Genomic DNA, 21,026 nt, shown 5'->3' on the forward strand with positions numbered 1-21,026 from the left:
CAACATTTGGCCTACAATGACCAGCACCAAGGAACGCATCCTCAACACCAGCCTTACCCTCTTCAACCGCGAAGGGGAACGCAATGTGACCACCAATCACATCGCCGAGGCGCTGGGCATCAGCCCGGGGAATCTCTACTACCACTTCCGTAACAAGGGCACCATCGTGGCGGCGCTGTTCGAGCGCTACAGCCAGCACCTGCTGACCCTTCTGGAAGCCCCCCAAGGGCCGCTGACCTGGACCATCAAGACCCACTATTTCGAGGGGTTGCTGGCGTCCATGTGGCAGTACCGGTTTTTTCATCGCGATCTGACCCACTTCCTGCACGCCGATGCGGAACTGGCCGCTCGCTATCAGGCCTTTGTGGAAATCGTGCTGGAACGGGGGCGGGTGATTTACGGCGAGCTGCGCAGCAGCGGCATTCTCGACCTGGATGATGAACAGCTACAGGGGCTGATGGTGAACACCTGGGTGCTGATGTCCTCCTGGGCATCGCTGGTTCATGGCCTGCGCCCGGACGCGGCGGCGGATGAAGCCCTGGACGAATCCTTGATGCGCCACGGCATCTACCAGATCATCTGTCTGGAAGAACCCTTCCTGCGCGGCGAGACCCGCGAGCACCTGGAAGAAATGAAGGCCCGCTACCGGGCCGCGGACGACACCTCGACCCTGCTGCTCGGCCATGTGCCCGGGCTGGACAGAACCGGCAGCGAATAACTGCCCTTCCCTCGCAACCACTGCAAAAAAGGGTTTACCACAGAGGGCACAGAGAACACTGAGGAATACCCTCTCTTCTCCGTGTGCTCTGCGGTGAACGCGCACAGCTTCTCCCTGCTAAGAACCCATCCCTCCAATCCCTTTCAAACGCGGGCATTGATGACTGCTGAGTGTCTGGTTGTCAGTTTGCGGAAGTTCCCTCCCCATGTTTGTTTTGTTAGCCATCCCGCCGTTTTTCACCCGCGCGCAAGTTGAATATGTAGGATATGGCTTACATATTTTTGTAAGTTGCTGAGATAAAGTGAGTTTTCTGATTTGGTGATGAAAGAAAAGTCCGAACAAAATTTCCTGTTCAACACGCAAGTGCAAGAAAAGTCGGATGATAATAATTCCTGGATCGAAGATAACGCTTTGTTCGCCTTGGCGTTTCGAGTGGGTTCAGGGAAGAATGGGAGCGGGGATATATTGCAAAGTGATATATCGCATCTGCAATTGAATACGCTGTTAGGCCCGAAGAGGAATTCAAGAATTGAGCACAATTCAAACATGGATATCAGTTGTTGGGTCTTTAGCATCTATAGTAGCTGCCATTTGGGCTTTTATTGAAGCGCGCAAAGCTTCTAAGGCCGCAACAAAAGCCGAAAATGTTAAAGATGAGATAATTGAAAGAAGAAAGATTGTCGAGGTTTCTCAGGTTCATGCGGAAACTAGCAGAATATTGAAAGTTGTCTCGAAAGTTGGGCCATCGTGTAACCAGTCACTACTAAGAGGCGTAAACTGTGGGTCAATCGCAAAAGAGGTTGAAGAGTACTCAAGGTTTATAAACGAGCATAGTTCTCATTTCACTGAGTTCTTTGAAAACAAAGCAAAGGAGTTGTGTGAGCAGTTGCACCCTGATATCGAATCGCTCTCAGAGGCGAAGTCATTTGAAGAGAAAAAAGAATCAGGGAAAAGCATTTATTACAAAATTAATAGCTTCATGCCATTCGTGAAACAGCTTTCTGATGAAAAGAAAGAAAATGTCGCTACAAATTAAAGGATACAAAATATGAAAATTACAGATGGTGAAAAGCTAATCCTTTTAATGCTTAGCGAATTATATGACAAGCTTGGTGTTGAAGGTGAGGTAGAGCCAGACTTTATTCGATCCGCAATCTTCTCAAATAATACTTGGAGCATTCCTTGGAAATACGTAGGCATACCTTTTGAGGAACAAGAAACCCCCGAAGTGGTAAAGGAAGTCCTAGATATTCTAGATATGTGGAGCATGATAGAAAGAAGTTATGAAAACCTTTCCAGTGAGTCTAAGGAGTTCGTTGAAAAAGAAGCCTCGCCATTTGGGAAAGATCCTAAGTTTCCCGGATTCGATGGAAATAATGAAACCGAATATATGGGTACAGCTTCATTCTTAGTAAATGACCTAGATAGATTTGAAGAGTTTAAAGGGCGTAATTTTAACTCACATTGCCCTTCGATAGATTCATATCGTCGGATGCTTTCAGTATTTAAGCCACTCCTTCAAGATCTCAATTTTCAGCCTCTTTCTGCACAAAATATTGTCGATATTCTGAAAGAAAGAGTCCACCCCGAAAATAGATAAAGGCCTAACAAGTGGCTGCTGTCGGACTTGCCTACGCTACGCTTCGGCAAGCCGCAGAGCCAGGCGTTAGCCATTTCAAGGACTCACTATGGATTCAGCTGTAGACCGCTACACAGGACAAATCGTTGATGGCGAGCAACTCTGGTACATTGAACCGGTTGATAAAGAAGGTTACATCTGCCGAGGATGTGGGGTGACAGTTAATCCAGTTTCCTTTGAGGCTCATCACAAAGTACGTCCTCATTTCAAAGAGCTTCCATCCAAGCCCCATGAATTGTGGTGTGACACTGAGGGCGAAGAAAAGCTCATCGTCAAGGCGCGCAAAGAGCGCGTCACTACTCAGGCAGGGTTTCCTGGTTCTTTCCCTTCAAAACTACAGCTGGTTGATGAGCGGAAAAAAGTAGCAACACCAGGTGTGCCCATGGGAGGGAAAGGCACTTCATCTGGTGGCAGTTCATCAGGAACAACAACGGGGAAAACACACACTCAATGGACAGCACACACGATTCGGCCTATTTGCCGTACGTTCATGAATTTCCCCAATGACCGCGATCTTCCACTGCGCGTTCCCGGTGCATATGGAAACAGCTATGATGAAGTCGTTCGAAAGCTTGCGTCACGAGATATCGTGGTATATTCCCAAAAGCATATTTATGTCGCTCCACTGAGCTGGTCTAAACCGAAAGAGATTTCGGGAAAAACTGTTGTTGAACTGAGTTACGGCTTTTGGGCCAACAAGAAGCTTTCATCGCCCTATCGTCTGGTCATCGACTCCTCGAGCTGGAGTGCTGCGAAGAAGAATTACGTTCTTACTGAGCTAGAAGTTTCTCGTAAAGAAGCCAAGGAACGTTCTGACGCAGGCAAGAAATCTGAGAAGAGTTGGGTGTTCTTTGTTGGCCAGCAGGATTCGACCAACCCATCAGATTTCGTTATTTCAGATCACCGCCTAATCTGTTGCCTCACGGGAGAACTGTGAAATGGCTAACCCGGCGGTGCAGGGACGATAGCGAGAGATTGGCTTCGCCCTTCATTGCTGGAGACTGCAGGTAATACTATGAGAAAACCAAGAATATTTATCGCATCTTCGGCTGAAAGTCTCGATGTAGCAGATGCATTCAACGTCAATCTCGATCATCAAGCAGAAGTAACAGTCTGGAAACACGGTTTTGCGCTATCGCAATCGACCATAGAAGCGCTTGTCCAAATGGCCGATACGGTGGATTTTGCGATATTCATTTTTACGCCCGACGACGTTGCACAGATTCGGGAAAAGGAAAGACAGGTTACTCGCGACAACGTTGTCTATGAACTCGGCTTATTCACTGGAACACTCGGCAAAGATAGATGCTTCATCGTCAAACCAAGGGATACTGACCTTCACTTGCCTACTGACCTACTCGGACTCACTGCGGCAGATTATGAGGGAAATCGGTCTGACAAAAACTTAGAAGCAGCTGTAAATCATCCAAGCGTCCTGATAAAGAAACGTGTCGCGGAACTGGGTTTGGTCTCCCAAGATCTTGATGTTCAGAAAAAGGTTCGACGGAAAGTTGGATACAAATATAAGGTCGGAGAGACGGAGCACCTCATCCTTGCAAAAGTATTGGAGTCATATGCTCGATCGCCCGAGGGTGTTGCGGCGCATATGGTATTTAATGAAATAGGCGGCGTCAGCGACGGACACCTGAGTCTTGCGCTCATCAAGCTGGAGAGGCTTGGCTATTTAGATAAGAGTATTGTCGAGGACGGAAACTATGAGTACTACGGCTTCTCGATCACCGCTGATGGCATTGATTATCTGTTAGAAAATGAGGATTCACTGCCAAAAATGGATTCTGATTCGCGCCCTGCCCCAGTCCCGGTGGATGACTTTGACGACGATATTCCATTTTAAACAAGGCGCTAACCAGCGGCTGCACAGCGACCGATTTTCCACCGCTTCGCGGCTCCAAACCGGCGCGTGAGCCAGACGTTAGGAAAAACTATGAATCGGATTTTGTTGGCAATCACAATCTTTGCTGCATCTTTAACAGCTTGGGCAGATACGTTTAAACCGTTTGAGGTTGCGAACGTTACACGTGACCAGCTGGAGACTTTTAAGGACGAAGTGGAAAGCCTTTATGACGGCACGGCACAACACTTTCCAGACCAGAACCTTGTTGTGTACTCCAACAACGAAGAAGCCATGAACTATGCGTTCACGACAAAAGGCCATCCAGCTCATCCTGCGTGGATTACTCGCCAAGTTGTAGAGAGTGAGGATACGGTCGATATAAAGCAGATAGGCTATTTTGCAGGCGATGAAGAACCGTTCGCAAAACTGTTTCAGCAGTATCTTGAATTGAATGACAAGATAAAGGCCAGCATGCAGGGCAGTAACTAAATGCCTACTGCACATCGACCGATTTTCCGCCGCTTCGCGGCTCCAAACCGGCGCGTGAGCCGGGCGTTGGTGCTAAATGAATCGGATACCTGAAGATTTTGATTTGAGCGCGCTTACTGGAGAGGATTTATCCCAGATTCGCATCGATCAGCATCAAATTCAGCTCTACTTCGATAATTCTTCTATCCAAGGCGGGGGGAAGGTTTTACTAGAGAAGAGCGGGGATTCCAAGCAGCTTTTCTCTGGTTCGTGGATAACCACATGTGGGCTAGATGTACTGATCGGAAGCAAAGTGGTTGGCTGGAAGAGAAGAGATGATTTCCATTTCTGCTTATCGTTTTCCTGCGAGACAACCCTGGTTTTTGTCACTCAAGAGGGGCCCTATGAAGACTTCACTATTCTCGTGGGAGAACAGGAATTCTATGTCCTCTGAACCGAGCAGATCGTGCAAAGACCACTCTCTTTCTCCCAAAAACCATCATTGCCTCGCTGTGGCTCGGTTCGCCATGCAAGCATGGGCTCCAACAGCAGCGACTCTGGCTGTGGCGTGAGGCCACATGCCTTCAACGAAACCCGAACCCCTGCACAAACGCCATCAACCGCTGTTCCAGCCAGTAGCGCTGGGGCGCATGGTTGATAAAGCCCACATGGCCGCCGTACTCGCTCACTTCCAGAGTCACTGCCGGGCCCAGTTCTTCCTGGCGCGGTAGCGTCTCCGGGGTCATGAAGGGGTCGTCGCGGTTTTGCAGCATCAGTGTGGGGGTGCGGATCTGCAGCAGTTTGGGACCGGCAGAGCATTGGGCGTAGTAGTGGTAGGCCCCGCGAAAGCCGTACAGGGGCGCAATGATCTGGTCGTCGTAACGCCAGAAGGAGCGGATGCCGCTCATGTTGAGCCGGTGCAGGCGCTTGGCTTCCGGCGGGTTGACCTTGTCCAGGTGGCGTTTCTTGTCGCCGAGCTGAGTCAGCAGGGTTTTCAGCAGATGCTGGCGGTACAGTTTCGACAGGCCCCGGTCCAGCCGGTTGGCGCACAGGTCCAGACGCAGGGGCGCACACACCGAGGCCACCGCCGTCAGCTTGCCGTTGTCCCGATGAGCCAGCCAGTTCAGCAACCGGCTGCCACCCAGGGACACGCCGATGGCGATGCGATTGCCGGTGGGGTCCTGGTCAAACACATGCTCGATCACCGCATCCACATCGTCGGTTTCCCCGGCGTGGTAGCACAGCGCGGTGTCATTGGGCTGCTTGGCACCACGACTGTTGATCGCCACCGAGCGCACCCCGGCATCGGCCAGTGCCCGCTGGATGCCACGGATATAGTGGGAATCGCTGCAGCCGGACAGGCCGTGCAGCAGGATCACCGTCAACTGCCCGGGGTGGCTTGCCGGCCCTGCCCAGTCCAGCAACAGCTGGTCACCATCCGCCAGCGGCAGCCATTCGCTGTGCCGCTCCACCTCCGGCAACGCCCGGCCCAAGGGCCCCCACAGGGTTTGCAGGTGCGGGTTGCGTAGCCACACAGGGGGCTGGAACGGGGAACGAACGATTTCGCCCATGGGGGTCTTCCCGATCAAAATGACAGTGGATGTGCCGGAGCCGCCTAGGGTAGCGGCTGGCCGGCACAATTGGCAGTCAGTTCAATAGGGAAACGGGCAATCTTTCCGTACAGTCGGACACCATTGTCCGGATCAACGCGCTGGCCTGGCGATGTTGCAGCAACGGTGTCGCCTGACTGGCCCACAGGGCCAGCAGCTCCGGGTCGCCCTGTTGTTGGGCGGCCTGTTTCAGGGGTCGTGTCAGCCAGGTTTGCAGTGGATAGCCGGGGATGTCTTGTCGCCCGGCCATTTCTTCCATGAAGCGATTGCGGATCCCCCGTGCCAGGCGGCCGCTGAAGGCCCGGGTCAGGCCGGTGTGCTGTGCCCGCTCGCTGAACAGCGCGTCGCGGTGCAGGTCGGAGGCGTTGGATTCCTCGCAGCCTAAGAAGGCGGTCCCCACCTGCACGGCATCCGCGCCGAGCATCAGGGCGGCAGCCATGCCCCTGCCATCGGCGATGCCGCCGGCGGCGATCACTGGCAGGCGGACCGCGTCACGAACCTGGGGAATCAGGGCGAAACTGCCATTCAGCGAGCGTTCCGGATGGTCCAGAAACGAGACGCGATGGCCGCCGGCTTCAAAGCCGGTGGCGACAATGGCATCCACCCCCGCCTGCTCCAGGGCCCGGGCTTCGGCCACGGTGGTGGCCGTGCCCAGGGTACGGATGCCCCGTTGCTGGCAGGCGCTCAGGATGGCCGGTTCGGGAATGCCGTAGACAAAGCTGAACACCGCCGGGCGGGCTTCCAGAATCGCCTCCACCTGCGCTCCATAGTCCGGCCAGTAATCCGCATCGGGCAGTGCCGGCGGAGCCAGGCCCAGTTCGCGGTAGTAGGGCGCCAGCAAGTCGGTGCCGTGTTGCACATCGGCGGGGGTCGCCGGGTCGTGGGGAGGAATCCACAGGTTCAGGGCGAAGGGGCGATCGGTGCGCTGACGGATGGCCGCCGCCGTCTCCAGAATGTTTTCCGGTGCCAGGTGATGGGCCCCGAAGGAACCCAGCCCTCCTGCCTTACTGACGGTGGCGGCCAGGGTCACCGATGACAGGCCGCCACCAAATGGCCCCTGGATCAGCGGGATGTCGAGATTCAGCAGTCGGGTGATGCGGTTGGCTTTCCACATGTTGGGCTCCTTCACAGCAGGCCTTCGGCGTTCATGGCCTGATGAATGCTGTCGCGCTGCATCAGGGTTTGCCGGTATGTCTGCAGGCGTTCGGGCAAGGTAATGCCGGCGACATCGGCCCAGCCGGTAACGGTGAACAGGTAGGCATCCGCCAGGGTAAAGGTGTCGCCGGTGAGAAAGTCGCGCTGCGCCAGTTGCTGTGCGACCCAGCCCAGTGTTTTGCCCAGGGTGTCACGCATCAGTGTCCGGCTGGCGTCCGGGTAGCCGGGTTTGAAGAAAGGGGCAAAGTTCTTGTGCAGTTCTGTGGTAATGAAGTTCTGCCATTCATGCACCCGGAAGCGTTCCAGGCTACCTGCGGCGGGTAGCAGGTCCTGGCGCTGGAAATGGTCTGTCAGATACTGGCAGATGGCCGGCCCTTCGCTGAGCCGGGTGCCGTCATCCAATATCAGCAGAGGCACCCGACCGTGGGCAGAGAGGGAGAAAAAGTCCTGTTCCCCCGTGCGGTGGGTGGCCAGGTCTACCGTGGCCAGGGAAAAGTCAGCGGCCAGTTCCCGCAGGATGATGTGAACCGCCAGGGAGCAGGCGCCGGGGGCGTAGTAGAGTTTCATGGTGGTGATTCCTGTTAGCACTCAAGGGAACCACAGCGTATTTTCTTGTCCTATGGTCAATAAATGGCGTTAATGGCACATCAGTTATTACATGGTGTAATGAATGGCGCGTTATTTCGGCAATGTGGAGCTGGGTGGCATCGAGTTGTTCTGCCTGGCTGCGGAACAGGGCAGTTTTACCGGGGCCGCCCAGGCGGCCGGTATTTCCCCGGCGGCGGTGAGCCGGGCCATGGCGCGGCTAGAGACCCGGCTGGGGGTACGGTTGTTTGTCCGTACCACCCGTTCACTGCGGCTCACCGACAGCGGGCAGACCTATCTGCTGCATTGCCGGGAAGCGCTGGGGCGGCTGCAGGAGGTGGAGCGGGAGCTGACCGGTGCCCAGCAACAGCCGTCCGGCACCATCCGCCTGAGCGTGCCGACTACCTATGGCCATGCCCGGATTCTTCCCTTGTTGCCGGTCTTTCAGCAGCGTTATCCCCAGGTGCGGTTTGATATCCATGTGGGCAACCGGAATGTGGATCTGGTGGCGGAGGGCTATGATCTGGTGGTGCGCGCCCGACCGCCGGCGGACAGTGGCCTGGTGGCCCGTCCTCTGGAGCAGGCTGAGCTGGTGGTGGTGGCATCGCCGGACTACCTGGCTGCACGGGGGGAGCCGCAAGACCTGAGTGATCTGGACAGCCATCAGTGCATTCAGTTTCTGCTGCCCAGTACTGGTCGGCATGTGGCCTGGCCGTTTATGGAAAACGGCCAGGAAACCGCTATGCTCACCCGCGGGGATTATCAGTGCCAGGAGGATGTCAGTGCCGGCATTCAACTGGCCCGTGCCGGCGCCGGCCTGTACCAGACCTACCGGTTTATGGTGGAGGCGCCGTTGGCGCGGGGCGAGCTGCGCGAGGTGCTGCAGCCCTATGCCGGCTGTGCGCGGCCGTTTTCTTTGTTGTACGCCAGGGACCGGTTGCTTTCCCGGCCGGTCCGTCTGTTTATCGATTACCTGCTGGAGGCTGTGCCACAGGTAAACCATTAACTAACCCTTGCCAAGAGACATTATGCGCCGCTTTTTCGACGATCAGGAATTTCAGTCCGGCCTTGCCACCGAGCTGGGCGCCAATGCCAGTCATCATATTGGCAAGGTGCTTCGCATGGCGGAGGGGGACGAGCTGGTGGTATTCAATGGGCACGGCGGTGAATGGTCCGCGCGGATCCTTGCCGTTGGCAAGAAGGCGGTGACCGTGGAACCGTTGGCGTTTGTGGCCGAAGACCGTACGGCGCCGCTGGCGGTCACGGTGGCACTGCCCATGATCAAGGGCGAGCGCATGGATTATGCGATCCAGAAAGCCACCGAGCTGGGCGCGGCGCGGATCGTGGTGCTGGATACCGAACGCTGCGAAGTCCGCCTCAAGGGCGAACGCCAGGAAAAGAAACTGGGCCAGTGGCAACAGGTGGCTATCAGTGCCTGTGAACAATGCGGCCTGAACCGGCCCCCGCAGGTCACCGGTGTGAGGTCGCTCAAGGACTGGCTGACATCGGATCTGCCAGACTTGCGACTGATCGCCCACCCGGGGAAAAACCCATTCTCCCCTGCTGCGCTGAACGGCATTACGGAACTGGCCCTGCTCACCGGGCCGGAGGGCGGCTTTTCCGATGACGAATTGCGCGTGGCAGAGGAAAACGGTTTTGTGGCGTTTGCCCTGGGTAATCGGGTGTTGCGGGCCGAGACGGCGCCGGTGGCGTTGCTGGCGGCGTTGTGGGCGTGGCAAAGCAGCGACTAGCTTCGAGCTGCTAGCTACCAGGCGCGGCCTGGTTTCTCGCAACGTTTCGCTAGGTGCCCGCGCCCAATCGGTGGCAGCATCCTGCTAGTCGCTCGAGGCTAGTCGCTCGAAGCTGATAACAACAAGGAAGCGTTCATGCTGACTACCCTGGCCATCAGTAATTACCGCTCCGCGCTGGAGCTGGTGTTGCCGCTTGGGCCGCTGAATGTGATTACCGGTGCCAACGGCAGTGGCAAGTCCAATCTGTATCGGGCCCTGCGGTTGCTGGCGGCTACGGCCCAGGATGATGTGATTGCGGCGCTGGCCGGTGAGGGCGGGCTGGAGTCTACCTTCTGGGCCGGGCCGGAGACGCTCAGCACCGCCATGCGCAAGGGGCTGGTGCCGGTGGAAGGCGGGCCGCGTCAGCATAGTCGGCGGCTTAGGCTGGGTTTTGCCGATGAGGATTTCGGCTACCTGATCGAGCTGGGTCTGCCCCGGCCGGACAGCACCACCGCCTTCAACCTGGACCCGGAAATCAAGCGGGAAATCATCTGGGCCGGCGGCGCCTACCGGCCTGCGGCAGCGCTGGTGGATCGGCGCGGCCCGCTGGTGAAGGCCCGTGTTGATAACGGTTGGTTATCCTTGGCCGACCATCTCAATACCTTCGACAGTCTGTTCAGCCAGGTGGCCGATGCCCGCACGGCGCCGGAGGTGTTGGCCCTGCGCGAGCGGATTCGCGGCTGGCGTTTCTATGACCACTTCCGTACCGACCGGGATGCACCGGCCCGCCAGGTACAGATCGGCACTCGTACACCGGTGCTGCACCACGATGGCCGCGATCTGGCGGCGGCCCTGCAGACCATCCGTGAGGTGGGCGACAGTATGGCCCTGGATGCTGCCATTGAAGATGCCTTTCCCGGTGCCAAGCTGAACATAGAGCCGTTGCCGGATGGTCGCCTGAAACTGGAGTTTCATCAGTACGGTCTGTTGCGTCCGTTGTCAGCGGCGGAACTGTCCGACGGCACCCTGCGCTATCTGTTGCTGATCGCCGCCCTGCTCACCCCGCGCCCCCCTTCACTGATGGTGCTCAACGAACCCGAGAACAGCCTGCACCCGGATCTGTTGCCAGCGCTGGCCCGCCTGATCGAGCAGGCCAGTCAGCATAGCCAGCTATGGGTGGTCAGCCATGCCAGCCGGTTGGTGGCAGCGTTGAACGAGCATCCGGATTGCCATGGGGTAGAACTCACCAAGGAACTGGGTGAAACGCAGATCGTCGGGCAGGGGTTGTTGAGTACGCCTAACTGGCATTGGTCGGAACACCACTGACGCAGGAAAATATGAAAAAACAATCAGGTGTACTGCAACGTTGGGATGATGAGCGTGGTTTCGGCTTTATCACCGACAAGAAAGGCCGGGACATTTTTGTTCATGTCAGTGCCTTTGGCCGTATTCGTTCGCGCCCGAAAGCCGGCGAAAAGGTGCTGTTTCGGGTGGAACCGGATGCGGCCAAGGGCGTACGTGCCGTGGAGGTGGAACGGTGCTGGCGGCCCGCTCATTTGCTGTTGCCGGAATTTCTTTTCCCGCTGCTGATAGTGGGGGCGTTCTATGGCGCGGTTTGGTGGTTTTTCTCACAGAATGCGTTCTGGTTTTTCCTGATTATTTTTCTGCTGTTAATCGCCGGCCTGACGTTCCTGATGTTCGGTCTGGATAAGCGAGCAGCGCTGAACGAACGCCAGAGGGTGCCAGAAAATACCCTGCATCTTTTGTCCCTCGCCGGTGGCTGGCCCGGTGGTCTTCTGGCGCGTCCGCTGTTTCGCCACAAAACCCGCAAGCAGCCTTTTCGCATTGTTTTCTGGCTGATGGCCGTGGTAAATCTTGTGGCGGTAGGTGTCTTTCTGTTCAGTCCTCAGGCCGCGCCCTTGCGGGGCTGGCTGGATGTTCAGGCGTTGAGTTGGTTGATCACACTCAAGCAATGGGGATGGATAAGCAGTCCAGTTTGAGACTGAAACGCTTATAAAAAAGCGAATGAAATAAAACAATAACCAGGGAAGAAAAATAATATGCGGTTACCGGAAGAGGTGGAAAGCTCGCTGAAAATGTACGGAAAAAAAGCAGCGATCAGACAGTTATGCCGACAATATAAGATGAGTCGCGGGGCGGCAGCGGGATGGGTGTCAGCCTGCTGCGACAAACATCTGCAAGCAGCTGACACGTCGCTGAGCAACCGAAAAATAGCCGCCATTCTGATGACGGCTTTTCTTGTTGGCATGCTGCTGGCGGCACTGGAAAAATTATTCTGAGCTCTTCAATTGATATGGAGCACGAGGAAAAGACATGCAAGTGACAAGCCCTATTATTACCCCGGTCGTGGTACTGGTGGCCTGGACCATGGTCATGTGGCTCTGGATGTATGTAACGCGGTTGCCAGCCATGAAAGCCGCCAGCATGAAGCCAGACCCGGTAGCGCCCCGTGGCGAGCAGATGAACACCCTGCCCGCCAGTGTGCGCTGGAAGGCGGATAACTATAACCACCTGATGGAACAGCCTACGGTGTTCTATGCCGTGGCCCTGTCGCTGGCACTGCTTGGCCAGGGTGATGGCATCAACCTGACGTTGGCCTGGGCCTATGTGGGTATCCGCGTGGTGCATTCGTTATTGCAGGCGTTGATCAACAAGATCGAGCTACGTTTTGTGTTGTTTGCCCTGTCGTCTCTGGTACTGATCGGGCTCACCGTCAATGCGTTACGCGCCGTGTTCTGATGGCCTTAGATACTGATCTGGCGTTGCGGGTGCGCGAAGGGCTGCTCACTGTCAGTGGTGCTCTGCCCGATGAAAAGCGCATGTTCGGTGGCCTCTGTTTCATGATCGCCGGCAACATGTGCTGCGGTATTCTCGGTGACCGCTTGATGGCACGAGTGGGGCCGGATGCCTATGCAGCGTTGCTCGGCGAACCCGGGGCCGGCGAGATGGATTTCACCGGCCGGCCCATGAAGGGCATGCTGATGATCGACGCCGATACCGTCGCCGATGATGCGGCCCTACAGGACTGGTTATCTCACTGCTTTGCTTTTGTGCGTACCCTGCCACCCAAATAAATCTTCAGGAATGACCATGCTGCAAATCGGGATTGTGATCTACGATGATGCCGAAGTGCTGGATTTTGCCGGCCCTTTTGAAGTGTTCTCTACTGCCGCCCGGCTCTGTGATAGTGCGCCCTGGCAGGTGTCCCTGATCAGTGAAAACCGTGAGGTGATGGCGAGAGGTGGCTTCCCGGTGAAAAGTCACTTCACCCTCGCCGACCACCCGTCTGTGGATGTATTGCTGGTCAGCGGTGGTGTGCATTGCGCTGGCATGGAAAACCCGGCCCTGCTTGAAGCCATTCGCAAGGCCGGTGATGCCGCCAGCTGGGTCACGTCTGTCTGTACTGGCGCCTTTCTGCTGGCCGAGGCCGGTTTGCTGACGGATCAACGGGTCACCACTCACTGGGAAGATAGTGCTGATTTACGACAGCGTTTCCCTGCGCTGGATGTGCAGGAAAATGTCCGCTGGGTAGAAGATGGCAATCGCCTCACGTCGGCGGGCATTTCCGCAGGCATCGACATGAGTCTGCATCTGGTGGAAAAGCTGCACAGCCGGAAACTGGCGGAAGACACTGCCCGGCAGATGGACTATGCCTGGCAAGAGTAGGTTTACCGATGCCGGCGGCTATAACGCCAGTACACCACTGCCAGTGATGCCGCCAAGATGGCAGGAAGCATCAGCGCCGTGAAATGCAGCAACCGGAACAGCCAGGTGCCGACCACGCCGCCACAGACGAAGCCACCAATCAACAACACGAACAGCAACAGTCGGCGGCCGTTGATGGGAATGCCGCGCAGTCTGTTGCCGAGCATGATGCCCAGGTCGGTGAAAATCCCGGACAGGTGAGTGGTGCGAATGATGGAGCCGCTGTAGGTGGTGACCATGGCGTTCTGCAGGCCGCAGGCCATGGAGGCCAGATAGATACCGAGATCGCTGCCCTGTTGCAGTGTCAGCATGGCCATGATCAGCAACGCGGCTTCGATCAGCAGGGAGAAACCGTAATGGCGGCCCAGTTTCAGGGCGGTGCTGGTGATCAGCATGCCGCTGAGGGCGGCACCGGCGAGAAAGCTAAGCAGGGTAAACAGCAGGTGCAGGGCATTGCCCAGAGCCAGGTCCGCCAATGCCAGGCCCAGTAGCGACGAGGTGCCGGTCAGGTGAGAGACAGACTGGTGACTAAAGCCCAGCAGCCCCACCGCATTGACACTGCCCGCCAGAAAGGCGAGCAGAAAGGCTCCAACTTCTACCCAGGGTGGAAGACGCGTCAGCAAGAAAGCCCCCATGCATAGCCGTGATGATAGGCGAGTGTAACATGGGCGTCAGCGGGGGATTTTCGACTATTTCTTTTTCTTCTTCTTGCTGCCTTTTGAGGCTTTTTTGTCACCGCCCTTTTTACCGGACTTTTTCTTGTTGTCTTTCTTGTCACTCTTTTTGGGCTTTTTGCTGGTGCCCTTGGTGCTTTTCTTGTCCGTTTTTTTCTCGGACTTTTCATTTTTGGCTTTGACGGGTTTCAGTGCTTTGACTTTTTTGCCGCTTTTCTTTTTTTCTTTGTCGGCTTTTTGCGTCTTGTTGTCTGCCTGCGCAGAAGAAGTGGGAGCCGGGCTGTCGGTGTCGAAGATTTCCAGGCTCACGGTCCGGAACCGTCGTAAACAGTAGCGTACCTGGCCGAGGCTGAGCCCACTTTGTTCAGCGGCCTGTTGCTGGGTATTGCCTTGGTCCAACGCCAGCAATGCCTTGGCTCGGGGGCCGTTCGGGGCCGGTTGGTCGGATCGAGCCTGGCAAAAGGTACGCTGTGCGCTGGTAAGAAGAGAAGACTGACTCATTATAGGTGATCCCCTGAGGTGGGCCCGGAGAGGGTGCCGGGCCTTGGACAAAAAACACGAGCCTTACACAATACGAGACAGCCAGAGAGGAAAGCAAAAAAACAAATTGCCTGTCAGAAAAGTGACATCTTTCAGCTGCTCTTCTGCTGCGTTTCCATCATGTCAGCCTGCAGGATTTCAATCCAGTATCCATCCGGATCCTTGATGAAAGCGAGACCTTTCATCTTGCCATCATCCGGTTTCTTGACGAAATCCACTCCCAGCTTTTCGAACCGTTCGGCGGCGGCGTAAACATCGGGAACGGTGATGCCGATATGACCAAACCCCTGGGGCTTGTCGTTGCCATTGTGATAGGCAAAGTCCGCATTGTCTTCGCTGCCCCAGTTGTGGGTCAGCTCCAGCATGGCTTCACGGCCAAAGGTATAGGTGAGTCGTTTGGCATCGTCCTCGGGCACCTGGCGCGCTTCCTCTTCCCCCAGATAGGCCAGGAAATAGAGGCTGAACTTCATTGCCGGAAAATCGAGTTTACGCACCAGGCGCATGCCCAGCACCCGGGTATAGAAATCCAGGCTGACCGTGGGGTCCTTGATACGCAGCATGGTCTGGTTGAACAGGAAATCGCGGGTGGCATCGTCCGGGGTGTCACAGAGGCCGTCGGCCTGTTCGAAATGGCGGGACATGGGGGCTCCTGAATCTTTGAGGCTTGGGGATGTTCAGGATATTGGGATGGGGCGAAAGGAATGCAAGCCTTGTTGCAGGCGCACCGCTTGAGGTGGGAACCGCGTGCCAACGCGGAATCGACGAGGGAGATCAGGCATTTCAAAGCTCGACAATTCCAGAGAGTGTCTACGGGTCTTGAGCCTTTGTTGCCTCGCTGCGCTCGGTTCGCACCTCAAGCGGTGCTCCTACAGAGAGGGCGGAGCTTGCGGTTGGCAAGCTCCTGGAGATGGATGGATCAGGCCGGGGTTTTTTCCACGGTCTTGAGGACTTTCTGCAGGCCGGCCACGGCGCCACCGATGTCGCTGAGGCCCTGGGGCAGCAGCAGGGTGGTGGATTCCTTGGCGACTTTTTCGAAGGCGGATACGTACTGCTCGGCGATGCGCAGGCTGACGGCTTCTTCGCCGCCATCCTCTTTCACGGCACCGGCCACCTGGCGCAGACCTTCAGCGGTAGCGGTGGCGATCAGCTCGATCTGACGGGCGCGACCTTCCGCCTCGTTGATCTGCTTCATCTTCTCCCCTTCGGAGATATTGATCATCTCCTGCTTCTCACCTTCGGAGCGGTTGATGGCGGCCTGGCGATCACCCTCTGAACGGTTAATGGCGGCCTGACGTTCACCCTCGGACTCGGCAACCACGGCGCGACGTTCACGCTCGGCGCGAACCTGTTTCTCCATGGCGTCCTTGATGGACACGGGCAGGTTGATGTCGGCCACTTCGTAGCGCAGTACCTTCACGCCCCAGGGCTGTGCGGCTTCATCCACCGCCTTGACCACTTCCATATTGATTTCGCCGCGTTCCTCGAAGGTCTTGTCCAGATCGATTTTACCGATCACGGAACGCAGGGTGGTCTGGGCCAATTGCTGGGCGGCCATCACGTAGTCGTCCACACCGTAACTGGCGGACTTGGGATCGATTACCTGCAGGTACATGACGCCGTCGATGGAGACTTCGATGTTGTCCTTGGTGATACAGCTCTGGCGCGGCACGTCACGGACGATTTCCTTCTGGGAGTGCTTGTAGGCAACCCGGTCGATAAAGGGCATCAGGAAGTGGAGGCCCGCCTCCAGGGATGTCTGGTACTTGCCCAGCCGCTCCACCACATACACCTGCCGCTGCGGCACGATGCGAATCACCATGAAGAGCAGAATGACAACGCCGAGGGCGATGAGAGCGGAAATAATTAAACCTGCCATGGATAGGGTTCCTTGTTATTGCTAGCGAGTTGAGATGAAAACGGGTTGGCGATAGGGGTTATTCAGCCGGCGTCTGCGGCCCTGGCGTCCAGGGTTCGACGGTGAGCCAGAGGCCGTCGTGCTGGGTGATGCGAACCATATCGCCGGGATGCAGGGGCTGGGCGCACTGTGCCTGCCAGCGGGCGCCCCGGTAGGAAACGGTGCCCACGCCGTTGCTGAAGGCGTCTGCCACGGTGGCGCGACCACCGACCAGGCCGGCACTGTCTGCCTCGCCCTCACCGCGGGGCCGCTCACTGCCCATCAGTTTGTCGTTGATCACGCGACGGACAAATACCAGCAATAACAGGCTGGTAAGAGCGAACAGGGTCAGTTCCCAGGCGGTGTCATCCAGCAGTCCGAGAAACTTGAGGCTGCCTACCAGCAACGCGGCGATCCCGAAGAAGATCACCACCAGTCCGGAGACGGCAAATTCGGCGATCACAAAGGCAAGCCCGGCGATAATCCAGTAGCTGTATTCTGGCAGATCCATTCCTGTGCCCCTGTAGCGTGTGCATTATTTTGATCAACTAAGATAGCACGTTGGTGACAGGTTAGTCGGTAGGAAAAGGCTGAAAATCGGAGAGGGGCGAGTTGAAAGTTCAAAGTTGAAAGTGACAAAGCGCGAGGGGGCCATTCAGCAACCGTTTACCGCTATCTCTGTGCCTCAATATACCGGCACCATAGGAGGATTCCTTTTTTGCGGCGCGGCGCAGGCGTCAGTGGGGTGTCCCCAGAACCTGCCCGCGCCTTTCAACTGATTCAGTGCTGATGCCCGCCAACGCCGTGGGCGTGCTTGTGCGCTTTTTCTTCTTCGCTGGCATCACGAATATCCGTAATTTCCACTACAAAACGCAGGGATTTTCCAGCCAGGGGGTGGTTGGCGTCCACGTCCACGGTTTTCAGGCCCACCTTGAGCACGGTGAGCATGCGCGGGCCTTCGTCAGTGGAGACGGTGACGACCTTGCCAGGGGCCAGCTTGCCGGCGTGTTTCAGGTACTTGCGGGAGATGCGCTGGAACAGGGTGTTGTCGTATTCGCCATAGGCGTCTGCCGGGCTCACGGTCACGTCCACCTCGTCACCGACGGCCTTGCCGGTAAGGGCGGCTTCCAGGCCCTTGATGATGTTGTTGTAGCCGTGCAGGTACGCCATGGGCTCGCCGGTTTCCCGGGAGTTTTCAATTTCGCTGCCGTCGTCGGCGTTGAACAGGCTGTAATGCAGGGTAACGACCTTGTCGTTTTCGATGGTCATGCAGGCTCCGGTTGTCAGGCGATCGGGATGGTGGGCAATTGTGGCGCCTTCATCGCCGCCGGGCAATTATCTCAGTGGTTGTGTTTGCCGGGGAGCATGCGTTTCAGGGTGGCGTCCCTGTCGATGAAATGGTGCCACAGGGCGCCTGCCACATGGATGGCTATCAGGGTCAGCAGCGTGGTCCACAGCACCTCCTTGTGAATGAAGGCGATTTGCTTGGCCAGGTCGGTATTGATCGCCGCCAGCTGGGGCACGCTGACAATGCCAAAGATCTCTATGGTCTTGCCGGCAAACTGGCGCATGGCAAAGCCGCTGAGGGGCATGGCGAGAAGCACCCCATACAGCAGTCCATGAACAAGACGGGATAACTGATGCTGCCAGGCGGCGCCAATGGGTGTCGGGCGCGGGTAAAGGGCGCGGCCATAAAGCCGGATCAGGATGATAACCAGCGTGGTGAGCCCCAGTGAAAAATGCAGCATTTTCCACCATTCGCGCATGGGGTCACTTTTTTCGTAGAACTCATGGAGTTCCACGGCGCCCCAGACCATCACCAGCAACAAGACCACCAGCCAGTGAAGCCCTTTGTGTAATGCGTGCCAGCTTGCCGGTCTTGTAGTCATGGTGCGCTCCCGCTCATTAACCGAAGTATCCCGGATAAAGAATAACCGGGGCTTAACGGGTATTCACTGATCCGGGTCAGTGTCCGGGTGCAGGCCCAGGGTTTTACGGTCTTCGCCCTGGGCGATCCGCGCCAGCAGGTCGCGGGATTGCCGATACCAGCGCCGCCGCCCCTTGGGGCCCCATTTGAAGCGTTTGTAGGTCCACTGATACTGGGCCAGGTTGCGGTCGATACAGTGCTGCAGGCCGGTGTTCATGGCGGTGAGAATCTCGGTGCAGTCGCTGGCCTGTTCGATCTCCGGGGCTGGATCGAAGTGGAGATGGATGTCTTTCACGCCGCCCTGGCCACGGATGCAGGATACGATGAACACATGGGGGCGGTAGCGCTGCACCAGCTTGTCGATCAGTGCCGGGGTGGGCACATCGTAGCCGAAAAAAGGCACGCAGGGATTGCTGCGGTTACCCGGGTTGTGGTCGGAAAGAATGCCCAGGGTGCCGCCGGCTTTCATGGCCGCCAGCGCCTTTTTGACCCCCTGGCTGTTGGTGGGAATCAGTACCGAGCCGGTGCGCTCCCGGGCTGCCTTGACCATGGCATCCATCAGGGTGGCCGGATGGGGCTGGTACATGATCAGGGTCTTGTCGCGGTCGCCCTTGTCGCCCACATAGAGGTTACTGATTTCCCAGCTACCCTGGTGTAAGGACAGCATGAGTACCGGTCGCTCGCAGGCGCAGGCATCCAGAAAGGCTTGCTCGCCGTGGATATGGGTGATCCGGGCCAGGGTTTGTTCCACCGGGCGATGCCAGACATGGCTGAATTCGGTGAGGGTCCGGCCCAGTTCGGCCATGCTCTGGCGGCCGATACGTTTGGCGTCCGCCAGGCTCATGGCCGGGTGGGTGGCCAGCAGATTGATCAGCACCACCCGGTAGGCACTGGCATAGCGCAGTGGCACCAGCGTGATCAGGGTGGCAACAAAAGCCCCGAAGGCGGTGACTAGCGGCAGTGGAAGCCAGGCAAGCAGACGGACCACCAACCACAGGCGGCGGCCTTGATATGGTTTACTCATGATGGCAATTCAATTGTCAGGGTCTCGCCATGCTGCGGGACCCGAAATGTCTCGGAATCGATCTGTTGTTCTTGCAACGCCTGGGCCAGAGCCCGGGGTGGCGCGTCCATGGGCTCGTCGGTGAGCACAAAGGTGCCCCAGTGCATGGCGACCGACTGGCGGGCGCGAATGTCCTGGTGAATTGTAACCGCTTCTGCCGGGTTTATGTGAACCGGGGACATAAACCAGCGGGGTTCATAGGCGCCGATGGGTAACAAGGCCAGGTCCACGGGGCCGAAAATGTCGCCAATTTCAGTAAAAAGCGGGGCATAACCGGTATCGCCGGCGAAATAGAGACTGAAATCCGGGAAGTTCAGTCGCCAGCTACACCACAGCGTCTGGTTATGGTCGCCAGGGCCACGGCCACTGAAATGCTGGGTGGGCAGGCAGAAGGCTTCCACCTGGCCGTGGTATTCGCTTTGCCACCAGCCCAGTTCAATAATGCGCTCCACGCCCAGATTACGTAGCCAGGAAGCCACGCCCGTGGGAACGAACCAGAGTATTTCACGACCAAAACGGGCCTGGAGCTGTTTTACCGACGCTCGATCCAGATGGTCGTAGTGGTTGTGGGAGACCAGCACGGCATTGATCGGCGGCAGGTCATCGACGGTAAGGGCGGGCGGTACCGCCCGTTTCGGGCCGGCAAAGGACAGTGGTGAGCAGCGCTCGGAAAATACCGGATCGGTAATCATATTCCAGCCGCGGTGCTGAAACAGGAAGGTGGCGTGGCCGATCCAGGTCAATTGCGGTTGCGGTCCTGGGTTAGCCAGGCGCTGCGGGTCCGGCTGCTGCAGCGGGAAAGGCTGATGGCGCGGAAACTGGCCACGGGTGTCCCATTGCCAGCGCAGGAAGGCACCCAGGCCATGGCGGGGGGTAGGGAAACGATTGCGATACACCCCGGCGCGGGCAGGGTGTTCTGCTGCCAGAGCGGCCAGCCGTTCCCGGTCGATCATGCGCCGTCCCGTAGTCCTGCCACGGCGCCTTCAATGGCATCCAGATCGGGAATTACCGCCAAGTCGCCACCCACCTGGATGTACATGGTTTCCGCCGGGCCGGTGTCCACCGGTTCTTCCACCGGATCGTTCTTGGCCACTTTCATCATCCGCGGGATCCCCTGCACGATCACGGCATAGAAAGTGCTTTTTCCAGCCACGGTATTGAGTACCGCGATGCGGGCATCCTGGCCAATGGTGATCTGCCCGGACTCGTTGAGCTTCTCAAAGGACAGCAGCGGAATATTCTGGTCCCGCCAGCTTAGCCAGCCCAGCAGCCATTCAGGGCCATGACCGGGTCGATCCGGTTGGCGCAGGGGGATGATTTCGGCGACCACGATGTTGGGGATCAGCCAGGGACGCCCCTGCATGGGGATCAGCAGGCTGGAGATGTCGGATGGCAAGCTGCTCATAGTAAACCTCAAAGTGTAAGCCGGAGTATGCAGTAAC

28 protein-coding genes and 1 pseudogene are annotated in these 21,026 nt (G+C 57.2%); 15 read left to right on the forward strand and 14 right to left on the reverse strand.

Features of this window, described 5'->3' with window-relative positions:
* The first annotated feature begins 16 nt into the window (after positions 1-16).
* From ACMG4M_RS01125 to ACMG4M_RS01155, 7 genes are all read left to right on the forward strand, one after another.
* Entirely contained in the window at positions 17-718 is a 702-nt protein-coding gene (locus tag ACMG4M_RS01125) for a TetR/AcrR family transcriptional regulator (RefSeq protein ID WP_335626024.1), read from the forward strand.
* 529 nt (positions 719-1,247) lie between these two features.
* Positions 1,248-1,754, forward strand: coding sequence for a hypothetical protein (locus ACMG4M_RS01130; RefSeq protein ID WP_414430561.1), 507 nt, complete (start codon positions 1,248-1,250; stop codon positions 1,752-1,754).
* Between the two features lie 12 nt (positions 1,755-1,766).
* On the forward strand, positions 1,767-2,318 hold the full coding sequence (locus ACMG4M_RS01135; RefSeq protein WP_414430562.1) for a YfbU family protein: 552 nt from the start codon (positions 1,767-1,769) through the stop codon (positions 2,316-2,318).
* An 88-nt stretch (positions 2,319-2,406) separates the two neighbouring features.
* Positions 2,407-3,294, forward strand: a complete 888-nt coding sequence (locus ACMG4M_RS01140; RefSeq protein ID WP_414430563.1) for a hypothetical protein — start codon at positions 2,407-2,409, stop codon at positions 3,292-3,294.
* A gap of 78 nt (positions 3,295-3,372) precedes the next feature.
* Positions 3,373-4,212, forward strand: a complete 840-nt coding sequence (locus ACMG4M_RS01145) for a TIR domain-containing protein (protein ID WP_414430564.1) — start codon at positions 3,373-3,375, stop codon at positions 4,210-4,212.
* Positions 4,213-4,302: 90 nt separating this feature from the next.
* Positions 4,303-4,701 (forward strand): hypothetical protein, encoded by a 399-nt coding sequence (locus ACMG4M_RS01150; protein ID WP_414430565.1) that lies wholly within the window; start codon positions 4,303-4,305, stop codon positions 4,699-4,701.
* A 76-nt stretch (positions 4,702-4,777) separates the two neighbouring features.
* Positions 4,778-5,134, forward strand: coding sequence for a hypothetical protein (locus tag ACMG4M_RS01155; protein WP_414430566.1), 357 nt, complete (start codon positions 4,778-4,780; stop codon positions 5,132-5,134).
* 130 nt (positions 5,135-5,264) lie between these two features.
* On the opposite strand, the gene ACMG4M_RS01160 is transcribed toward ACMG4M_RS01155, so the two are convergent.
* The 3 genes from ACMG4M_RS01160 to gstA all read right to left on the reverse strand — a co-directional run bounded on the left by ACMG4M_RS01160 (position 5,265) and on the right by gstA (position 8,012).
* Positions 5,265-6,251, reverse strand: coding sequence for a YheT family hydrolase (locus ACMG4M_RS01160; protein ID WP_414430567.1), 987 nt, complete (start codon positions 6,249-6,251; stop codon positions 5,265-5,267).
* Positions 6,252-6,327: 76 nt separating this feature from the next.
* Complete coding sequence (locus tag ACMG4M_RS01165) at positions 6,328-7,404, reverse strand: NAD(P)H-dependent flavin oxidoreductase (protein ID WP_414430568.1); 1,077 nt, start codon at positions 7,402-7,404, stop codon at positions 6,328-6,330.
* 11 nt (positions 7,405-7,415) lie between these two features.
* Positions 7,416-8,012: a glutathione transferase GstA gene (gene gstA, locus ACMG4M_RS01170; RefSeq protein ID WP_414430569.1), complete on the reverse strand. Its 597-nt coding sequence runs from the start codon at positions 8,010-8,012 to the stop codon at positions 7,416-7,418.
* A 103-nt stretch (positions 8,013-8,115) separates the two neighbouring features.
* Here gstA and ACMG4M_RS01175 point away from each other — a divergent pair, with 103 nt between their 5' ends.
* From ACMG4M_RS01175 to ACMG4M_RS01210, 8 genes are all read left to right on the forward strand, one after another.
* Positions 8,116-9,036, forward strand: a complete 921-nt coding sequence (locus tag ACMG4M_RS01175; protein ID WP_414430570.1) for a LysR family transcriptional regulator — start codon at positions 8,116-8,118, stop codon at positions 9,034-9,036.
* 22 nt (positions 9,037-9,058) lie between these two features.
* Complete coding sequence (locus ACMG4M_RS01180) at positions 9,059-9,781, forward strand: 16S rRNA (uracil(1498)-N(3))-methyltransferase (RefSeq protein WP_414430571.1); 723 nt, start codon at positions 9,059-9,061, stop codon at positions 9,779-9,781.
* 135 nt (positions 9,782-9,916) lie between these two features.
* Positions 9,917-11,086, forward strand: coding sequence for an AAA family ATPase (locus ACMG4M_RS01185; protein WP_414430572.1), 1,170 nt, complete (start codon positions 9,917-9,919; stop codon positions 11,084-11,086).
* Between the two features lie 11 nt (positions 11,087-11,097).
* Positions 11,098-11,760, forward strand: coding sequence for a DUF1294 domain-containing protein (locus tag ACMG4M_RS01190; protein WP_414430573.1), 663 nt, complete (start codon positions 11,098-11,100; stop codon positions 11,758-11,760).
* Positions 11,761-11,820: 60 nt separating this feature from the next.
* The gene (locus ACMG4M_RS01195; protein WP_414430574.1) at positions 11,821-12,060 is read left to right on the forward strand and encodes a hypothetical protein; all 240 of its coding nucleotides are present in this window, start codon (positions 11,821-11,823) and stop codon (positions 12,058-12,060) included.
* 34 nt (positions 12,061-12,094) lie between these two features.
* Complete coding sequence (locus ACMG4M_RS01200) at positions 12,095-12,520, forward strand: MAPEG family protein (RefSeq protein WP_297767511.1); 426 nt, start codon at positions 12,095-12,097, stop codon at positions 12,518-12,520.
* The gene (locus ACMG4M_RS01205; protein ID WP_414430575.1) at positions 12,520-12,855 is read left to right on the forward strand and encodes a TfoX/Sxy family protein; all 336 of its coding nucleotides are present in this window, start codon (positions 12,520-12,522) and stop codon (positions 12,853-12,855) included. The genes ACMG4M_RS01200 and ACMG4M_RS01205 overlap by 1 nt, the downstream gene beginning before the upstream one ends.
* Positions 12,856-12,871: 16 nt before the next feature.
* A complete protein-coding gene (locus tag ACMG4M_RS01210; protein WP_414430576.1) occupies positions 12,872-13,447 on the forward strand; it encodes a DJ-1/PfpI family protein in 576 nt (191 codons plus the stop codon).
* Between the two features lie 2 nt (positions 13,448-13,449).
* Here ACMG4M_RS01210 and ACMG4M_RS01215 read toward each other — a convergent pair whose 3' ends face one another.
* The 11 genes and pseudogenes from ACMG4M_RS01215 to ACMG4M_RS01265 all read right to left on the reverse strand — a co-directional run bounded on the left by ACMG4M_RS01215 (position 13,450) and on the right by ACMG4M_RS01265 (position 20,989).
* The gene (locus tag ACMG4M_RS01215; protein WP_414430577.1) at positions 13,450-14,109 is read right to left on the reverse strand and encodes a YoaK family protein; all 660 of its coding nucleotides are present in this window, start codon (positions 14,107-14,109) and stop codon (positions 13,450-13,452) included.
* 66 nt (positions 14,110-14,175) lie between these two features.
* Positions 14,176-14,469 (reverse strand): hypothetical protein, encoded by a 294-nt coding sequence (locus ACMG4M_RS01220; RefSeq protein ID WP_414431154.1) that lies wholly within the window; start codon positions 14,467-14,469, stop codon positions 14,176-14,178.
* A gap of 15 nt (positions 14,470-14,484) precedes the next feature.
* Positions 14,485-14,661 (reverse strand): annotated as a pseudogene (locus ACMG4M_RS01225) (hypothetical protein); the annotation flags it as partial.
* Between the two features lie 131 nt (positions 14,662-14,792).
* On the reverse strand, positions 14,793-15,341 hold the full coding sequence (gloA, locus tag ACMG4M_RS01230; RefSeq protein WP_414430578.1) for a lactoylglutathione lyase: 549 nt from the start codon (positions 15,339-15,341) through the stop codon (positions 14,793-14,795).
* Between the two features lie 275 nt (positions 15,342-15,616).
* Positions 15,617-16,576, reverse strand: a complete 960-nt coding sequence (locus ACMG4M_RS01235; RefSeq protein ID WP_035245793.1) for an SPFH domain-containing protein — start codon at positions 16,574-16,576, stop codon at positions 15,617-15,619.
* Positions 16,577-16,634: 58 nt separating this feature from the next.
* Positions 16,635-17,105 (reverse strand): NfeD family protein, encoded by a 471-nt coding sequence (locus ACMG4M_RS01240; protein WP_414430579.1) that lies wholly within the window; start codon positions 17,103-17,105, stop codon positions 16,635-16,637.
* Between the two features lie 269 nt (positions 17,106-17,374).
* Positions 17,375-17,863: an FKBP-type peptidyl-prolyl cis-trans isomerase gene (locus tag ACMG4M_RS01245; protein ID WP_297767490.1), complete on the reverse strand. Its 489-nt coding sequence runs from the start codon at positions 17,861-17,863 to the stop codon at positions 17,375-17,377.
* A gap of 71 nt (positions 17,864-17,934) precedes the next feature.
* Positions 17,935-18,483 carry a cytochrome b gene (locus tag ACMG4M_RS01250; RefSeq protein WP_414430580.1) on the reverse strand — a complete coding sequence of 183 codons (549 nt, stop codon included), beginning with the start codon at positions 18,481-18,483 and terminating at the stop codon, positions 17,935-17,937.
* Positions 18,484-18,546: 63 nt separating this feature from the next.
* Entirely contained in the window at positions 18,547-19,545 is a 999-nt protein-coding gene (locus ACMG4M_RS01255) for a lysophospholipid acyltransferase family protein (protein WP_414430581.1), read from the reverse strand.
* Positions 19,542-20,537, reverse strand: coding sequence for an MBL fold metallo-hydrolase (locus ACMG4M_RS01260; RefSeq protein ID WP_414430582.1), 996 nt, complete (start codon positions 20,535-20,537; stop codon positions 19,542-19,544). Before ACMG4M_RS01260 ends, ACMG4M_RS01255 begins: the two co-directional genes overlap by 4 nt.
* Positions 20,534-20,989 carry a chemotaxis protein CheW gene (locus ACMG4M_RS01265; RefSeq protein WP_297767479.1) on the reverse strand — a complete coding sequence of 152 codons (456 nt, stop codon included), beginning with the start codon at positions 20,987-20,989 and terminating at the stop codon, positions 20,534-20,536. Before ACMG4M_RS01265 ends, ACMG4M_RS01260 begins: the two co-directional genes overlap by 4 nt.
* Between the last annotated feature and the right edge of the window lie 37 nt (positions 20,990-21,026).

The organism is Alcanivorax sp. IL3, assembly GCF_047495465.1.
GTDB lineage: Bacteria > Pseudomonadota > Gammaproteobacteria > Pseudomonadales > Alcanivoracaceae > Alcanivorax > Alcanivorax jadensis.

Bases quoted from the DNA above. Each gene is read 5' to 3' on its own strand.
- ACMG4M_RS01125 (WP_335626024.1), top strand. From the start codon at position 17: ATGACCAGCACCAAGGAACGCATCCTCAACACCAGCCTTACCCTCTTC.
- ACMG4M_RS01135 (WP_414430562.1), top strand. From the start codon at position 1,767: ATGAAAATTACAGATGGTGAAAAGCTAATCCTTTTAATGCTTAGCGAA.
- ACMG4M_RS01140 (WP_414430563.1), top strand. From the start codon at position 2,407: ATGGATTCAGCTGTAGACCGCTACACAGGACAAATCGTTGATGGCGAG.
- ACMG4M_RS01145 (WP_414430564.1), top strand. From the start codon at position 3,373: ATGAGAAAACCAAGAATATTTATCGCATCTTCGGCTGAAAGTCTCGAT.
- ACMG4M_RS01150 (WP_414430565.1), top strand. From the start codon at position 4,303: ATGAATCGGATTTTGTTGGCAATCACAATCTTTGCTGCATCTTTAACA.
- ACMG4M_RS01155 (WP_414430566.1), top strand. From the start codon at position 4,778: ATGAATCGGATACCTGAAGATTTTGATTTGAGCGCGCTTACTGGAGAG.
- ACMG4M_RS01160 (WP_414430567.1), bottom strand. From the start codon at position 6,251: ATGGGCGAAATCGTTCGTTCCCCGTTCCAGCCCCCTGTGTGGCTACGC.
- ACMG4M_RS01165 (WP_414430568.1), bottom strand. From the start codon at position 7,404: ATGTGGAAAGCCAACCGCATCACCCGACTGCTGAATCTCGACATCCCG.
- gstA (WP_414430569.1), bottom strand. From the start codon at position 8,012: ATGAAACTCTACTACGCCCCCGGCGCCTGCTCCCTGGCGGTTCACATC.
- ACMG4M_RS01175 (WP_414430570.1), top strand. From the start codon at position 8,116: ATGGCGCGTTATTTCGGCAATGTGGAGCTGGGTGGCATCGAGTTGTTC.
- ACMG4M_RS01180 (WP_414430571.1), top strand. From the start codon at position 9,059: ATGCGCCGCTTTTTCGACGATCAGGAATTTCAGTCCGGCCTTGCCACC.
- ACMG4M_RS01185 (WP_414430572.1), top strand. From the start codon at position 9,917: ATGCTGACTACCCTGGCCATCAGTAATTACCGCTCCGCGCTGGAGCTG.
- ACMG4M_RS01190 (WP_414430573.1), top strand. From the start codon at position 11,098: ATGAAAAAACAATCAGGTGTACTGCAACGTTGGGATGATGAGCGTGGT.
- ACMG4M_RS01195 (WP_414430574.1), top strand. From the start codon at position 11,821: ATGCGGTTACCGGAAGAGGTGGAAAGCTCGCTGAAAATGTACGGAAAA.
- ACMG4M_RS01200 (WP_297767511.1), top strand. From the start codon at position 12,095: ATGCAAGTGACAAGCCCTATTATTACCCCGGTCGTGGTACTGGTGGCC.
- ACMG4M_RS01205 (WP_414430575.1), top strand. From the start codon at position 12,520: ATGGCCTTAGATACTGATCTGGCGTTGCGGGTGCGCGAAGGGCTGCTC.
- ACMG4M_RS01210 (WP_414430576.1), top strand. From the start codon at position 12,872: ATGCTGCAAATCGGGATTGTGATCTACGATGATGCCGAAGTGCTGGAT.
- gloA (WP_414430578.1), bottom strand. From the start codon at position 15,341: ATGTCCCGCCATTTCGAACAGGCCGACGGCCTCTGTGACACCCCGGAC.
- ACMG4M_RS01235 (WP_035245793.1), bottom strand. From the start codon at position 16,576: ATGGCAGGTTTAATTATTTCCGCTCTCATCGCCCTCGGCGTTGTCATT.
- ACMG4M_RS01240 (WP_414430579.1), bottom strand. From the start codon at position 17,105: ATGGATCTGCCAGAATACAGCTACTGGATTATCGCCGGGCTTGCCTTT.
- ACMG4M_RS01245 (WP_297767490.1), bottom strand. From the start codon at position 17,863: ATGACCATCGAAAACGACAAGGTCGTTACCCTGCATTACAGCCTGTTC.
- ACMG4M_RS01250 (WP_414430580.1), bottom strand. From the start codon at position 18,483: ATGACTACAAGACCGGCAAGCTGGCACGCATTACACAAAGGGCTTCAC.
- ACMG4M_RS01255 (WP_414430581.1), bottom strand. From the start codon at position 19,545: ATGAGTAAACCATATCAAGGCCGCCGCCTGTGGTTGGTGGTCCGTCTG.
- ACMG4M_RS01260 (WP_414430582.1), bottom strand. From the start codon at position 20,537: ATGATCGACCGGGAACGGCTGGCCGCTCTGGCAGCAGAACACCCTGCC.
- ACMG4M_RS01265 (WP_297767479.1), bottom strand. From the start codon at position 20,989: ATGAGCAGCTTGCCATCCGACATCTCCAGCCTGCTGATCCCCATGCAG.